The organism is Collinsella sp. LCP21S3_C7, assembly GCF_052118485.1.
In the GTDB taxonomy this organism is placed as follows: domain Bacteria; phylum Actinomycetota; class Coriobacteriia; order Coriobacteriales; family Coriobacteriaceae; genus Collinsella.
Window position 1 is genome coordinate 38,800 of the sequence record NZ_JBQKHC010000014.1, and the last position, 15,887, is coordinate 54,686.

Genomic DNA, 15,887 nt, shown 5'->3' on the forward strand with positions numbered 1-15,887 from the left:
ATCTTTTATCGCAGCCTGAAAAGAAGTGGTGAGGCCCTGGCCGTTTGGCCAGGGCCTCGTTTTGTAAGGAGGGGCTCCACCGTCTCCCGTCCGCAGTCCCGTAGCTAAAAAAGCCCCGTCCCAAAAAGACTGCTTTGGCAGAACGTCGAGTGGTATCCTTGGTAGCCCTGTGCTGCAAACGCACCTTAAACGCAAGGAGTCCCATGGATCTTATCGCCCAGCTCGCCCGCGAGCTCAACCTTAAGGCCGCCAACATCGAGGCAGCCGTCAAGCTCATCGACGAGGGCAACACCATCCCCTTTATTTCGCGCTACCGCAAGGAAGCCACGGGCGGCATGGACGACGTCGCCCTGCGCGCACTCGACGAGCGCCTGTCCTACCTGCGCAATCTTGAGCAGCGCAAAGAGGACGTCATCCTGCTCATCGACGCCCAGGGCAAACTCACGCCCGAACTCGAGCAGCAGATTCGCGAGGCCACGCAGCTCCAGCGTGTCGAGGACCTCTACAAGCCCTACCGCAAAAAGCGCATGACTCGCGCGCAGAAGGCCCGCGAGGCAGGCCTTGAGCCGCTCGCCAACATGATCATCATGCAGGCCTCGGCCAAGGGCAGCGCACTCGACGCCGCCGCGGCATACGTCAACGAGGAGGCCGGCTTCGACACGCCCGAAAAGGCGCTTGCCGGCGCGGCGGACATCGTGGCCGAGACGGTGGCCGAGGACCCCGAGAACGTCGCCGACCTGCGCGCCTTTACGCAGAACACCGCCGACATCGTCGTCGAGGCCACCGACCCCACCGAGAAGACTCCCTACGAGCCGTACTACAGCTATGACGAGCCGCTGCGCCGTATACCCAACCACCGCGTGCTGGCTATCGACCGCGGTGAGCGCGAGGGCAAGCTCCGCGTGCGCGTGAACGTCGACGGCACTGCCGCCACGGAACGCCTCGGCAGCCGTTGGCCCCGACGCCAGGGCGTGTTTGCGCCCGTCTTTGATGCCGCCATCGCCGACGGTTACAAGCGCCTCATGGCCCCCTCGCTGGAGCGCGAGGCCCGCGCCAAGCTCACCGCCCGCGCGCAGACCGAGGCCATCAACGTCTTTGCCAAGAATCTCGAGGGCCTGCTCTCGGCACGCCCCGTACGCGGCGCCCGTGTGCTCGCACTCGATCCGGGCTACCGTACCGGCTGCAAGGTCGCCGTCATGGACGAGACCGGCAAGCTACTCGACCACGGCGTGGTCTACCCCACCAAGCCGCGCCACGACGTCGCCGGCACCAAGCGTGAGCTCGCCCGCCTCGTCAAGAAGGACGGCGTCAACACCATCGTCATCGGCAACGGTACCGCCAGCCGCGAGACCGAGGAAGTCGTCTCGGAGTTCATTGCCGAGCAGGCGCCCGGGCTGCGATACACCATCGTCAACGAGGCGGGCGCGTCGGTGTACTCCGCCTCCGAGCTCGCCAGCCAGGAGTATCCCGATCTGGACGTCACCGTGCGTGGCGCCATGAGCCTGGGTCGTCGCCTGCAGGACCCGCTGGCAGAGCTCGTCAAGATTCCGCCCCAGTCCATCGGCGTGGGACAGTACCAGCACGACCTTGACCAGGCCGAGCTTTCGCGCACCCTGGGCCATGTGGTGGAGGACGTCGTCAACCGCGTGGGCGTCGACGTAAACACCGCAAGTGCGAGCCTGCTGGGATACGTATCGGGCATCACGCCGAGCGTAGCCAAAAACATCGTGGCCTACCGCGAGGAGAACGGCGCCTTTACCGATCGCCGCCAGCTCAAGAAGGTCCCCAAGCTGGGACCCAAGGCATATCTCAACGCCGCGGGCTTCCTGCGCATCAGCGGCGGTAAGAACCCACTCGATGCGACGAGCGTCCACCCCGAAAGCTACGAGGTGGCCACGGCCGTCCTGGAGCGTGCAGGTGTGGCGGCAAGCGAGCTCAGCCGCGGCGGCGTGCCCGATATCGAGAGACGCATCGGCAGCATTTCGGCGCTGGCAAGCGACCTGGACTGCGGCACCCTCACGCTCATCGACATCGTCAACGAGCTCAAGAAGCCTGGCCGAGACCCGCGCGACGACGCGCCCGAGGTGGTCTTTAGCCGCTCAGCACTTTCCATCGACGACCTGGAACCCGGCATGGAGCTCAAGGGCACGGTGCGCAACGTTGTGGACTTTGGCGCCTTCGTCGACGTGGGTGTGCACCAGGACGGCCTCGTGCATATCTCCAAGCTGGCCAACCGCTTCGTCAAGCACCCCAGCGACGTGGTGCGCGTCGGCGACACGGTCAAGGTGTGGGTCGAAAAGGTCGATCGCAACCGCAAGAAGATCTCGCTCACCATGGTTCAGGGCAAATAGCCGCCAAAGCGGACGTCCCCCTCTTCGCGGCGTGCAAAATTGCGAGTATTCAGCATCTCCCGATAGCCCCGCGGCGCTTCAGAGGGCCATAAAAGCAAAAACGGCCCCCGTTTTGGCGTTTTAGGGCCAAAACGGGGGCCGTTCCGCGCTTCAACCAGCTGGTAAAAGTCTTTACCATGCTGAAAACTCGCGATTTTGCACGTCGCTGCAGGGGGTACCCTTGCTTAGGGCAGAATATGGAAACCCAAAGCGGCGATATCCTTGGCAAAACCGCGCACGGTATCGAGCGAGACCTCGTACGGGTCACGGCCGATGTTCTTGCGCTTGGCCAGGATGCTGTTGGGCACCGTGATGATCTGGCAACCGCAGGCCTCGGCCTGGTAAATGTTGATGAGCTCGCGCGTGGACGCCCACAGGACCTCGCAGTTGGGCTTGGCGGCGGCCTTCTTGACTGACTCCGTCATAAACGGAATGGGATCGACGCCGGTATCGGCGATGCGGCCGGCAAAAAGCGAGATGATGGACGGCGTCTCGGCGTCAACGGCCTCGACCATCTCATCGACCTGCGTAGGCGTAAAGATAGTGGTGACGTTGACCTTGATGCCATCGGCCGAAAGCTTGCGGACCAGCTCGGAGGTGGACTCGCCCTTGGTGGTCACGCATGGAATCTTGACGTAGACGTTATCTGCCCAGGTAGCAATCTCGCGCGCCTCGACCTCCATGGTCTCGACGTCGTCGGCAAAGACCTCAAACGAGACGGACACATCGGTGATGTGGGCCAGAACCTCCTTGGCAAACGCGCGGTAATCCGTCACGCCACCCTTCTTCATAAGGGACGGGTTGGTCGTGAAACCCTGAACGTTGCCGTTCTCGTACATGTCGAGCATGCCCTCGAGGTTTGCACCGTCAGCGAACACCTTGATTGCCATCTGCCTGATTCCTTTCGTTTGCATACGGCCGATAAACTGCTAAACACTTTACCTACGTTTATCAAGGCGTGAACTGCGGTTTTTTATCTTCTCGGCGAACGGTATAAACACCTCAGTGTTTGGATTGATAAATCGATTGAGCATGCAAAAGCAAAGAGTCGCAGTTTGAGCAAACGTCAGAACGCGGGATTCATTAGATAAGGCCGAAATGCTGCATCGCTGTAACGGTGCCGTCGTGTGCGACATCGTCGGTCACGTAGTCGGCGACCGCCTTGACCTCGGGCATGGCGTTGCCCATGGCGACAGCCGTCTCGACCGCAGCGAGCATACCCAGATCGTTGCCCGAATCGCCAAAGCCAAAGGTGCGCGCATTTCCTTCGCGGCCCAGATACGCCAGCGCTCGCGCCACGCCCACGCCCTTGTCAATGCCCTTGGGGCTCAGCTCGCGATTCTGGCCACCGGTGTTGCACAGCTCAAACTCGCAATCGATAAAGCCGTCATCATTGGCTACGCGAGCCAAACTGGGCACACTGAGGCATACCTTGCCCACGCGCAGACTGCCGTCGACGCGCATTTCCTCGGTGCTGTGCACCACAGAAGTGCCGATCAGAGACGACTGCTCAACGCCCACAGGCTCCAGGGCAAAAGTAGCCACGTTGGTCTCGAAAAAGGCCTCAATCCCTGCCGCGGCCATACGGCGCGCAAGCTCCTCGATAACGTCCTCGTCAAAGCAGTCCTCGTGTACCACGCGTCCCTCGACCTCGAGCGTGGCGCCTGCCATGGCCACGACGCCCGCGGGGTCGAGCGCACGCAGGCTATCGGCGATAAGCCACAGGGGGCGACCCGTGCAGATAAATGCCTTGTGCCCTGCATCGCGCAGTGCACGGAACGCCTCAACCACCGTCTGCGAGGGGCGAACCGCCGAAAAGTCCTTATCGGTCATATCGTCGGGATCGAACGACGTCAGCGTGCCGTCCACGTCAAAAAAGAGCACGGCGGAATCGGGGCACGCATCAATCATATGGGTTCCTTTCGGGGATGAGGGCAAACGAAGCATCCATCATATAATGGAGCGACGCAACCAGAGAGGTCACCCATGGAATTTTACGCAAGCTGCCCCGAGGGCTTTGAGTCCGCACTCGCCGATGAGCTTAAACGCCTCGGGCTTTCGCATGTCCGCCGGCTGAAGGGCCGCGCTACGTTTGAGGGCGAGCTCGAAGAAGGCTACCGCGCCTGTCTGTGGTCGCGCCTGGCGAGCCGCGTGTTCGTGGTTCTTGGGCGCTTTGAGGCGCAGGATGCCGACGAGCTGTACGATAGCGTTTACGACATCGCCTGGGAGAACATCATCCGCCCCGGCGCAACCATCGCCATCACCGCCCGCGGCGTGACCGAGCAGCTGCGCAACACACGCTTCTCTGCCTTGCGCGCCAAGGACGCATTGTGCGACCGCCTGGCCGAAACCACGGGCCGTCGCGCCGATGTCGATGCCGCCGATCCCGATGTTCACCTGCTGCTTTCGCTGCGTCAGCGCCGCGCGAGCATCAGCCTGGACCTTTCGGGCGACCCGCTGTTCAAGCGCCTGCCGCCCGCAGCGACCCGCGCCGGCGAGGGCGCGCACGTGCTGCGCCCCGACTACGCCGCCCTGGTGCTGGCGCAGGTCGGCTGGACCGCACTATGCGAGCGCAAGTTGACGGCCGATGACTACGAGAACGAAGCCCTGCCCACGCTGATCGACGCCTCGTGCGCCGGCGGCGGTCTGCTGCTGGAAGCCGTGAACATTCTGACCGACCGCGCCCCGGGCGCTGCACGCGAGCGCTGGGGCTTTGAGGGCTGGCAGCCGCACGACGCCGCCCTGTGGGAGCAGCTGCTTGCCGAGGCACGCGAGCGCGAGGCAGCAGCACGCGAGCGCCAGGCACGCATCGTGGCTGTAGACATCGACCCCGCCGCCCGCAAGACTGCCGAGCGCATGGTCAAGTGCGCCGGCTACAAGCGTTTTGTCGACTTTTGCGCTGCCAAGCCAGCCACCGTGCTGGACCATGCAGGCGCTGTCGCCGGTGCCGCCGTGGTCGCAGACACCACCGAGACCCCGCTTTCGCTCATGCACGACGCCATGACGCTGGTCGGCGAGCTGCGCCGCGCGCCCGAGCTTGCCGCAGCGCCGGTCGCCGCGCTCACCCGCGATGGATTGCTGGCCCGCTCGCTCCACGCCGAGCCCGAGCGCTCGATCGCCGTCATGCCCAACAACGAGGAGGCGACCGTCGAAGTCTGGCCGTCGCTCGACCACGCCGCCGCAGCGTTTGAGGCTGCGACCAGCGCAGATGCCGAGGCCGAGGTTGCGGATACCAACGAAGTCAACGACGAAGCCGCCAGCACCCCCATGCCCGAACCTGCCGCCACGCTCGACCTGGGCAACGGCAAGCCGCTGCCCGTGCTCATCCCCGAGTCCGAGCAGTTCGCCAACCGCTTGCGCAAGAACGCCCGTCTGCGCCGCAAGTGGGCAAAGCGCGAGGGCGTGAGCTGCTACCGCGTCTACGATGCCGACCTACCCGATTACTCCGCCGCCATCGATCTGTACGAGGGCTGCCCGCAGACGCCGGGCCGCTGGCTCGTCATCGCCGAATACGCCGCGCCCAAGACCATCGATTCCGCGCTTGCCCAGGCCCGCATGCTCGACATTCTGGCCATCGCTCCGCGCATCCTAGATGTTCCCGCCGAGCACGTGCACGCCAAAGCCCGCATGCGTTCGCGCGGCGGCTCGCAGTACGGCAAGCAGGGCACCGGCAAGGGCGGCTCGGGCGAGCGCGCCAATATCGCACGCCGTCGTCTGCCGCTCATCGAGGAGGGCGGCCTTACCTTTGCCGTCAACTTTGACGACTACCTGGACGTCGGCATCTTCTTGGATCACCGCGTCACCCGCAACCTGGTGCGCGAGCACGCCAAGCAGGCGCGGCGCTTTCTCAACCTGTTCGCCTATACCGGCACCGCTACCTGCTATGCGGCAGACGGCGGCGTCGAGGAAACTGTGACGGTCGACCTCTCCAACACCTACCTGGACTGGGCCGAGCGCAATATGCGCCAGAACGGCTTTGTTGGTCCGCAGCATCATTTTGTGCGCGACGACGTGCTTGCCTGGATTCGCGACCAGCGCCAGACGCGCAACCGCTGGGACCTGATTTTTGTCGATCCGCCCACGTTTTCGAACTCATCAAAGATGGGCCGCCGCACCTGGGACGTCCAACGCGACCATGTTGAGCTTTTGGCCGGCGTATCGCGCCTGCTCGCACAGGGCGGCCACGCCATCTTTAGCTGCAACCTGCGCGGCTTCCGCCCCGAGACGCGCAAGCTCGCGCGCGCGGGCGTCGTGCTAGAGGACATTACGGCGCAGACCATCCCCGAGGACTTTGCGCGCAACCAGAAGGTGCACCATTGCTATATCGTGCGCCGCCTGCCCATCGAGGACGCCATGGCCGAAGTCGGCTTTAGCGCCGAGGAGATTGCAGAGCGAACCGAAGAGCTGCGCAACCCCGAGGCCCGCAAGCCCCGCGCAACGGCGCCCGCGCACGCGCAGGCCGGAGACCGAGGGTCGCGCGGCGACGGCAAGCCTGCCTGCGCCGGCAAGCCCAAAAAGAAGAAGCTCTACGCCAGCAAGCCCAAGGGCAGATAAACCAAGTTGCGGTGGAATACGGACTGTTTTGCCTGGAATTAGGCAAATTTAGACCGTATTTCACCGCAACTCATATTGGGATGGTGGTTGGCGATCTAGCCTTGGGTGACCAGGCGATAGCCGATACCCACGTGCGTCTGGATATAGCGCGGATGCGCCGGATCGGACTCGATCTTCTTACGCAACGTGCCCATAAAGACACGAAGGCTCGCCAGGTCGCTCTTAGTTGCCGTGCCCCAAATCTCGTGCAGGATAAACTGGTGCGTCAGCACCTTGTCGGCGTTGTGCGCCAGCAGGCACAAGAGCTTGTACTCGATCGGCGTCAGATGCAGCTCCTCGCCATCCATCGTGGCGATGCCGGCATCAAAATCGATATGCAGATCACCGGTATCGAACGAGCCCTCGGAGGCAACGCCGCCCGTTTGCGCATACGAAAGGCGCCTGAGCGTCGTGCGAATGCGCGCGAGCAGCTCCTCGACCGAAAACGGCTTGGTCAGGTAGTCGTCGGCACCGGCATCGAGTGCGCGAATCTTGTCCGCATCCTCGCTGCGCGCCGAGACCACAATGATCGGCATGCCCGACCATGCGCGCACCGACTCCACCACCTTGACGCCGTCCATATCGGGCAGGCCCAGATCGAGCAGCACAATACTCGGTGCCTGCGATGAGGCGGCGGCGATGGCGGCATGGGCGGTCTCCACGGCCATATGGCGCAAGCCGTGCGCCTCGAGCGCGGCAACGATAAGGTTGCGGACGGCGGGGTCGTCCTCAACGACCAAGATGAGCGGTTTCATGGCAGAGTTCGACACAGCGTTACTCCTTATCAAACGAAACGTCGGCGGCGGGAAGCCCAATCGTAAAGACCGAGCCGTGCGGGTCCGCCGCGGCAACCTCTATGCTACCGCCATGCGCCAACATAATGGATCGGCAGAGCGAAAGTCCCAAGCCCACGCTACGATGGCTATCAGCCAAGCCATGGTTGACAGTGTAGAACGATTCAAAGATCCGGCCCTGCTCCTCGGGCGCAATACCGGGACCGTCATCGGCGACGGAACATGCCACCTGTCCATCGTTCGCCATAATCGAGATCACGATATGCGAGCCCGACGGCGTATAGGCAATAGCGTTGTTCACCAGGTTCACCACCAGCTGCACCATCAGGCGCGCATCGACGTTGACGAGCGCCGGCTCGTCGCACGGCACCACCTTAAGATCGTGCTCGCGTACAGCCGGATTCACGTGGCGCAGCGCCTCCTCGACGATATCGTCCATGAGCTCGAGCGTGGTCGACAGATGCATGCCGCCTCCCTCGAGCTTTGTGATGGCGAGCAAATTCTCGACGGTGGCGTTGAGCCATTGCGCATCCGAACGAATGGAAAGGAGCATGCCGCGGCGCGTCTGGCTATCGAGCACGGCCGTGCCGGTCGAACCCTGGTCGAGTAGCACGTCGGCATTGCCCGAAATGCTGGTAAGCGGCGTGCGCAGATCGTGCGAGATGGAGCGCAGCAGATTGGCGCGCAGCTGTTCGTTTTTGGCGAGCACCGCCGCCTCCTCGCGGGCCTCCATGGCGCGGGCGCGATCGAGTGCCAGCTCGCCTTCGCTCACGATGGCGTCGGCAAGTGTCCGTTCCTCGTGCGTCAGCACGTCGGGCTCGGCAACGATAGCCAGCACGCCCACCACCGAGGCGGGGTCGCCCGAGCGCACGAGGCCGTCGCCCGTGCAAACCGTCAGGTAGATGCCATAAAACGCCGAGCCGCCATAGGTGGCATCGAGCGGCGTTCCCACATAGGCGGACGCCGAGAGCCGCGGCGGCATCTGGGGCGTCAGCTGGTGCACCGGCGCGGCGTCACCCACGGCCGTGTACGTCGCACGCGGCAGCAAGTCATCATCGTCGGCGTCGGCGCTGTACCACACGACCGGACAGCCCGAAAGACGCGCCAGCTGCGTTGCCATGGCATGCACAATCTGCTGCTGATCGGAACACCGCTGCAGCATGCGGTTGGTCTCGAGCACCATATGCGTGCGACGGTCGCTGGCGGCAGCCTGTGCCAAGGCGCGGCGCAGGGCCAACGCAATCGAGCTCGACACAAGCGAGACCACAAACATGATGAAGAACATGCCGGGATAGACGCGGTCGATAAACGATAGCGAGCAGCGCGGGTCGACAAACAAGAAGTTGTAGAGCGCTACGGCGGCAGCCGAGCTCAGCAAGCAATACAGACGGCTCCAGGTAAAGAATGCGCACAGCTGCACGGCGAACACATAGACGATCATGATGCTCGGCGCGAGACCAGGATGGTCGAGCAGCGCACCCACAATCGTCGCCGCGACCAGCAGCCCCGCCGATACGCAGGCGTCATACAGAGGGCTGCGACGTGTCAGCGTTGTGCGCCGCCACCAAAAGCTATCGGCAATATCGCCGTCCGCACGGACGTCCATCGGCACCCCGCCCCTCTCTTAAAAACAAAAACCACCACAGAGGGACAGCACCTTTGTGGCGGTTTCCCTTGTGGTGGTTCCAAGTTTATAGCCTTTGCAGTCTGCGGTCGTTAGACAAACAGCACGTGCGCGAGCAGGGCGCACACTCTTGTCCATCGAAGGCCAACTCCATGTAACCTGTCGGCGACTACGGGCGCTCGTTGGGGGCCAGGCGCTGCATCTTGTTCACAGCCTTGAACTTGGTGAACAGCGGCACATACTCAAAGCTCACGTTAGAGTTCTCCAGGCCATACCAGCGCGCCGGCGTACCGGCAAAGCGACGGATGATGTACTTGAGCGTGATGGCCGTGCGCTCGCTCGGCTCCACGTCACTCTCGGGCGCCAGGAGCTTGCGGATCATGACGAACTTAAACGTGCCGATGTTGCCCGGATCCTTGTAGACCGAGTAGTCATGCATCTGCGGCGGCAGCTCGCCAGTGGCGGCCAGATCCTGAACAACCTGGCGCAGGTAGGCGTTCACGCGCTGGTTAACCTTGTAGCCCAGGTACAGATGCACGCGGAAAACATAGTCGGTGCCAAACGTCTCGACCGAATAGGCAAAGGTATGCGGTTCGTCCATGGTCTCGACGTTCACGAACCACCAGGCGCGGGCGCGCTTGGGATGCTTGTCCAGAATCGAGTAGACGATATCGCGGTCGATGTAGTCGGTATTGGTGTCCTTGGTCAGGTACACGATGTTGTCGCTCATAAGCTCATAGCGATCGTCGTCGCGCAGGCGCTTGAGCTGCGGCAGATAGCTGCGCAGCGGCAGCAGCGTAAACTGACGCCGCTCGACCGCCGTGCCGTTGTACCAGCACAGCATAACGCCCATGATGAGCATGGCCATAAGAATAGTGAAATAGCCACCGTGGAAAAATTTGGTGAGCGAACTCACAAAGAAGAAGCCCTCGAGCATAAGGAAGAACACAACGAAGATATACGGGACGACCTTAAGGCCGCGATCAACATGCAAGTAGAAGAAGAGCAGCAGCGTCGTGCACATCATGGTCAGGGTGATCGCCAAGCCGTAGGCGGCCTCCATGTGCGCCGAGCTCTGGAACAGCAGCACCACGATGACGCAGCCCACAAGCATGACGTTGTTGACCATGGGAATATAGAGCTGGCCCTTGGTCTCGGCAGGATAGAAGACCTGCATGTGCGGCATGAGGTCCAGGCGGCTGGCCTCGGACACCAACGAGAAAGCGCCGGTGATGAGCGCCTGCGAGGCAATGATGGCCGCGACGGTGGAAAGGCCGACGGCAAAGGGACGCAGGCCCGGGGTAAGCATCTGGTAGAAGGGGTTGAGGTCGGCGATACCCATGAGCTCCGGGTTGCCGGCGTTGTTGATAAGCCACGCGCCCTGGCCCATGTAGGACAGCAGCAAGCAGCACTTAACGAACGGCCAGGTTGCGTAGATGTTGCCGCGGCCCACGTGGCCCATGTCGGAATAAAGCGCCTCGGCACCGGTGGTGGCGAGGAAGCAGCTGCCCAGAATCATGATGCCCGCATGGTTGTTGGGGCTCAACAAAAAGGCGATGCCGCGCACCGGGTTGAGGCACAGCAGCACGGCGGGGTGCTGGAAGACAAAGAACAGACCCGTGCCGCCCAGGAACAGGAACCACAGCGTCATGATGGGGCCAAAGGCGTGGCCGATCTTGGCCGTGCCGATGCGCTGCACCAAGAAGAGCGCAATGATGATGGCAAGCGTGATGGCCACGACGCGGGCCTGATCGTCGCCCAGCACGGCATGGACTGCCGGAATGGTGCGCAGGCCCTCGATAGCCGTAGTCACGGTAACGGCAGGCGTGAGGATGCCATCGGCGAGCAGTGCCGCGCCGCCCAGCATGGCGGGGATGATGAGCCACTTGCCGCAGCGCTTAACCAAGCTGTACAGAGCAAAGATACCGCCCTCGCCATGGTTGTCGGCGCGCAGCGAGATGAGCACGTACTTGACGGTCGTCAGCAGCGTGACCGTCCACACGACGAGCGAGAGCGCGCCGAGCACGAACTCCTCCGTGACGCTTCCGATGCCGCCGTTGCCGGCAACGAGCGCCTTGGTTACATACATGGGGCTGGTGCCGATATCGCCATACACCACGCCCAGCGTGACGAGCATCGCCGAGATGCTCACAGGAATCGCAGCGTGCGAGGCTGCCTCCTTGGCCTTTTGTTCCATAAGCCGGTTTCCTCCCAACTTTAACGTTCGAGGGGATTATAGATAATCGTCCCATGTTTTAATGCACTGTTTTCCCAGCTAGATAAACATTTATACGGCCTTTAGGCCACCGCGGCGATATGGAATGTGACAAAGGGACTGTCCCTTTGTCACAATCGTCATTTTCCGAGCCAGTTTTTGAACCACCACTCCATGGATCGGCTCATCTCGGCCATAAAGGGGCTCGTGTGCTTGCGGGTGTAGATATCCACGACGCGCTCCCCCACCTCGCGGGCATGCGGACGGAACATCGCGTCCATCTCGGCCACCTGCGCATCCATGGTCGCGGCATCGGCGCGGCGATAGCGCTCCTCGTGCACCAGGTTCACCACGGGATGCGCAATCGCCGGGCGCTCCTTGCGGGGCGTGCCGATGATGAGCATCGACAGCGGCATGGTATAGGGCGGCAAGTCCAGCAGCGCAGCAACTTCCTCGGCGTTCTCGACGACATCGCCGATATAGCAGCTCCCCAGCCCCAGGGCCTCGGCGGCGACCACGGCGTTTTGGGCAGCGATCACGGCATCCTGCGCCGCGATGGCAAAGTCGCCTAAACCCGGCGCGCGGCGGGGCGCCTTGCCCGTGCGCTCGACAAACTCGGGCTCAAAGCAACCCACGTGCTCAAACAGATCGATCCACTTGGCATAGTCGACCACAAATATAAGTGCCCAGGGCGCCTTGGCGATCATGGGCTGGTGGTCGCACAGGTCGGCCAGGCGATCGAGCGTTGTCTGCTCGCGGATACTCACGATGGAATACATCATCATGGCGCCTGCCGACGGCGCGCGGCTCGCCGCATGCAGAATCGCCGCCCGCTGCTCGTCGGTCACTGCTACGGGACGGTCGTTGTCATCGCGCGCAAAAGCGCGCGTGGACGAACGGTGCTCCAAAATGTCCAGCACCGCGTTGCCCGTGGTCTCGACCGGATAGCCGCCCGCGCCCATGCCAGCGCCCACGTCGCCCGCACTCGTCATACAAACCTGCTCGTTCATCGCCTCAACCTCGCCATTTCTTTAAGAAGCCTTTACGTTTCCGTGTAATTCCCGTCCATTATCGCGCAGGTCGCCACTACATTGCGCCACACCGCCACACATGCGCGCTAATATGGCTGGTTGTTGTGCGCAGCCACCAATTGCAGCGCATATCTTGGTAACAATCGGGTAAACCCCCGCTTTTGTAGTTTTAAGTTTGTGAGGAGTCTCAGCATGTTCGCAGCCGCCATCTCGCTCGTCGGTCTTGCGGCGACCGTCTTCCTTGTCTTGCGCGAGGCCAAAGCCATTCTCGCGCAGTCGGGCACCGTTGCCAAGGGCGCTCTTGGATGGAGCGTCGCCTTCGGTCTGTTCCAGGTCTTTTTGACCATTTGGGGCGCCATGGGCCTCGTCGCCCAAAACGAGCCGCTCGCCTTTGTAATGCTCATCCTGACCAACGCCATCCTCACCGGCTGCGCCTGGGCCAGCATCGCACGCGACCGCATCGCCCCACGCGTCTTTGCGTTCGCCGCGCCCGACGCCCCCGCCCCCACCGGCAAGCTCGCCCGTCTGCGCGGCGCCTTTGTGGGCAAACCGCTCGTCGCCGCCGTGCTGTGCCTGCTGCTCGCCGGCGTCTTTGCGCTGCTGGGCATGGAGGTCTCGTCCAACCACGACTTTACCTGGGTCTACCCCCTGTGCATACTGCTCGAGTGGGCCATCATCACCACGCTCATGGTCGGCCTGTTCTTCCTGTTCCAGCGCCGCGGCGCAGCTCCCGCCGCCCTGGCCTTCGCCCTCTTTATCCTGGGCATTGCCGAGTTCTTCGTCATCACGTTTAAATCCATGCCCATCCAGCCGGGCGACCTTTCGGCCATCTCCACCGCCGCCGCGGTCGCCGGCAACGGCTACACCTACTCGATCTCGCTGTTCTGCGTGCTGTCCATGGGCTTTACCGCCATCGCCATGCTGCTATGCGAGTACGCCGGCCTGGTAGCACCGCACCGTCAGAAGGGCGCCGCCAACGCCAAGCGCATGCTGCTCACCAACCTGCTCGTAGCGGTGCTGTGCCTGGGCGGCGTGACCGCGCATGTCACGCTTATCGACTACTACAACACCCTCGGCATCACCGTCTACACCTGGCGCCCGCTCGAGAGCTACTGGCGCGAGGGCTATCTGCCTGCCTTTATTAGTGCGGCACAGTCCATCAAGCCGCCCAAACCCGCCAACTACTCCGCCGACGACGCCAAGGCAACGCTCAAAAAGTATGCCAAGGCCTATGACAAGTCCGATGCCGCCACAAGCGACGCCCGTACCGCCGCCCAAGAGCAGTTCGATAGCGAGAAGCCCACGGTCATCGCCATTATGAACGAGACCTTCTCGGATCTTTCGATCTATCAGGAGATGCACGCCGGCTACGAGGGCCCGCAGTACTTTAAGAACCTGTCCGACTGCCTCAGCCGCGGCAAGCTCTACGTGAGCGCCTACGGCGGCGGCACCGCCAATACCGAGTTTGAGTTTATGACCGGCAACTCCATGGCCAACCTGGGCTCGGGCGTGTACCCCTACACCATCTACAACATGGAAACGACCGGGAACCTGGCAGAGCAGTTCAAGTCGCTCGGATATTCCACGACGGCCATGCACCCCAACCACGCAACCAACTGGAACCGCGAGAACGTCTACAAGGACTTTGGCTTTGACCAGTTCCTGTCCATCAACGACTTCCAGGGAGCCGACACCTTGCGCGGCATGGTGACCGACCAGGCAACCTACGACAAAATCCTTGAGCTGCTCAACCAGAACGCCGACCCGCAGTTCATCTTTGACGTGACCATGCAGAACCACTCGGGCTACGATACGGGCCTGCTGCCGGCAGATAAGCAGATGCACCTGAACATCGACACGACCGATCTGGACGCCAAGACCATCGAGGACGGCACACTCTCCGATGTCGACGAGTACGTCTCGTGCATCGAGCAGTCCGACCAGGCGCTGCGCTACTTCCTCGATGCCCTGAGCAAGCTCGACCGTAAGGTGGTCGTGGTGTTCTGGGGCGACCATCAGCCGTTCTTCCCGTCCAAGTTCAACGATAAGTGGTTTACCGGCGAGGACGACGCTACGCATCAGGAGCGCCTGTGGCAGACCGACTACATCATCTGGGCCAACTACGACGTTGCCGGCTGCGACCAGACGAGCGAGGTCGACGACCTGTCCACCAACTACCTGTCCACCCAGCTGATGCAGCTGATCGGCGCACCACTGACCGACTACCAGAAAGCGCACATGACGCTGCGCAAGTCGCTGCCCGCCATCAACTCGGTGGGCTACGAGGACGCTAGCCTGCGCTGGGCGCTCTCCTCCAACGTCACCGGTGACGACGCCGTCGCCGCGGCGGCCACCAAGGCGCGCGAGGATTACGCCAAGATGCAGTACTACGAGATGTTCCGCGACGGTAAGAACGTGTACACCGAACACCTCCAGACCGAGGCCAACGAGACCGACCCCAACCTGGCGCCGGGTACGACCAAGATTAAGTAGCGGCGCGTCTTACCTGGTTCGTCTGCCCGGCGGCACGGAACGTAAGGTTCCCTGCTCGGACAGTCCTGCTCGCACGGAGAGCACATTGAGTGCTCTCCGGCTCGTGCGGAACTCGCGATGAACCTTACGTTCTGCGTCGCCGGGCAGACGCCTCGGTGTTGAAGCGCGGCTTGTCATGAGAGCATCTGCTGAACATATAATAAGTTGAAGGCCACGTCATGTGGCCTTTTTTGCATCCGGAAACCGTGTCCCGGAATCTGCCTTCGGAATGGGACGCAGTTTCCGATTGAGGGCCTGTTGGGAAAGCGCATCCCACTTCAAGAGTAAATTCCGGGTCGCACTTTCCGCTAAGGCTCTCAACCGGAAAGTGCATCCCATTCCAAGCCTTAATTCCGGGACACAGTTTCCGGACAAGGCGTAAAGCGGAAAGTGTATCCCAGTCTGAACGCCGATTCTGGGACGCACTTTCCGAAACCCTGCCCATCTGGAAAGCCCGTCCCACGCTCAATACATCCAGAGGATGCAGGAGAGCGTGTCTTCCAGGACGGCCTCGTCATCGGGGTGATGGAAAATGTCGCCCCACACGCTTGCCACGGTTGCTCCCGCGAGTGTCAAGAAAAAGCCTCGAGGATTTCGGGCTCTTCGGTGGTTTCTGTGGGAGAGATTCCGGCATAGGCCCAGCTCAGCGGGCGAAAACAACGATCTGGAACTGAAACGGCCCCGGGAGGGGCCGTTTCCGCGTCATCC

General features: G+C 62.3%; 9 protein-coding genes. 3 read left to right on the top strand and 6 right to left on the bottom strand.

Going from position 1 to position 15,887, the window contains the following annotated elements; translation table 11 throughout:
• The first annotated feature begins 203 nt into the window (after positions 1–203).
• Positions 204–2,351: a Tex family protein gene (locus tag ACTQ1E_RS06395; protein WP_441565381.1), complete on the top strand. Its 2,148-nt coding sequence runs from the start codon at positions 204–206 to the stop codon at positions 2,349–2,351.
• A gap of 224 nt (positions 2,352–2,575) precedes the next feature.
• Here ACTQ1E_RS06395 and ACTQ1E_RS06400 read toward each other — a convergent pair whose 3' ends face one another.
• Together ACTQ1E_RS06400 and ACTQ1E_RS06405 are read right to left on the bottom strand one after the other, a co-directional pair.
• A complete protein-coding gene (locus ACTQ1E_RS06400) occupies positions 2,576–3,280 on the bottom strand; it encodes a transaldolase (RefSeq protein WP_441537269.1) in 705 nt (234 codons plus the stop codon).
• 193 nt (positions 3,281–3,473) lie between these two features.
• A complete protein-coding gene (locus ACTQ1E_RS06405) occupies positions 3,474–4,301 on the bottom strand; it encodes an HAD-IIB family hydrolase (protein WP_441565383.1) in 828 nt (275 codons plus the stop codon).
• 75 nt (positions 4,302–4,376) lie between these two features.
• On the opposite strand from ACTQ1E_RS06405, the gene rlmKL reads away from it, so the two are divergent.
• Positions 4,377–6,944 (top strand): bifunctional 23S rRNA (guanine(2069)-N(7))-methyltransferase RlmK/23S rRNA (guanine(2445)-N(2))-methyltransferase RlmL, encoded by a 2,568-nt coding sequence (gene rlmKL, locus ACTQ1E_RS06410; protein WP_441565385.1) that lies wholly within the window; start codon positions 4,377–4,379, stop codon positions 6,942–6,944.
• Positions 6,945–7,039: 95 nt separating this feature from the next.
• On the opposite strand, the gene ACTQ1E_RS06415 is transcribed toward rlmKL, so the two are convergent.
• The 4 genes from ACTQ1E_RS06415 to ACTQ1E_RS06430 all read right to left on the bottom strand — a co-directional run bounded on the left by ACTQ1E_RS06415 (position 7,040) and on the right by ACTQ1E_RS06430 (position 12,626).
• The gene (locus ACTQ1E_RS06415) at positions 7,040–7,753 is read right to left on the bottom strand and encodes a response regulator (protein WP_427795317.1); all 714 of its coding nucleotides are present in this window, start codon (positions 7,751–7,753) and stop codon (positions 7,040–7,042) included.
• A 4-nt stretch (positions 7,754–7,757) separates the two neighbouring features.
• The gene (locus ACTQ1E_RS06420) at positions 7,758–9,383 is read right to left on the bottom strand and encodes a sensor histidine kinase (protein ID WP_441565388.1); all 1,626 of its coding nucleotides are present in this window, start codon (positions 9,381–9,383) and stop codon (positions 7,758–7,760) included.
• 187 nt (positions 9,384–9,570) lie between these two features.
• Positions 9,571–11,598, bottom strand: a complete 2,028-nt coding sequence (locus ACTQ1E_RS06425; protein WP_427719648.1) for a KUP/HAK/KT family potassium transporter — start codon at positions 11,596–11,598, stop codon at positions 9,571–9,573.
• Between the two features lie 158 nt (positions 11,599–11,756).
• Entirely contained in the window at positions 11,757–12,626 is an 870-nt protein-coding gene (locus tag ACTQ1E_RS06430; protein ID WP_154517858.1) for a nitroreductase family protein, read from the bottom strand.
• A 213-nt stretch (positions 12,627–12,839) separates the two neighbouring features.
• Between ACTQ1E_RS06430 and ACTQ1E_RS06435 the strand changes: the two genes are divergently transcribed.
• The gene (locus tag ACTQ1E_RS06435) at positions 12,840–15,140 is read left to right on the top strand and encodes an LTA synthase family protein (protein ID WP_441565390.1); all 2,301 of its coding nucleotides are present in this window, start codon (positions 12,840–12,842) and stop codon (positions 15,138–15,140) included.
• The last annotated feature ends 747 nt before the right edge of the window (positions 15,141–15,887 follow it).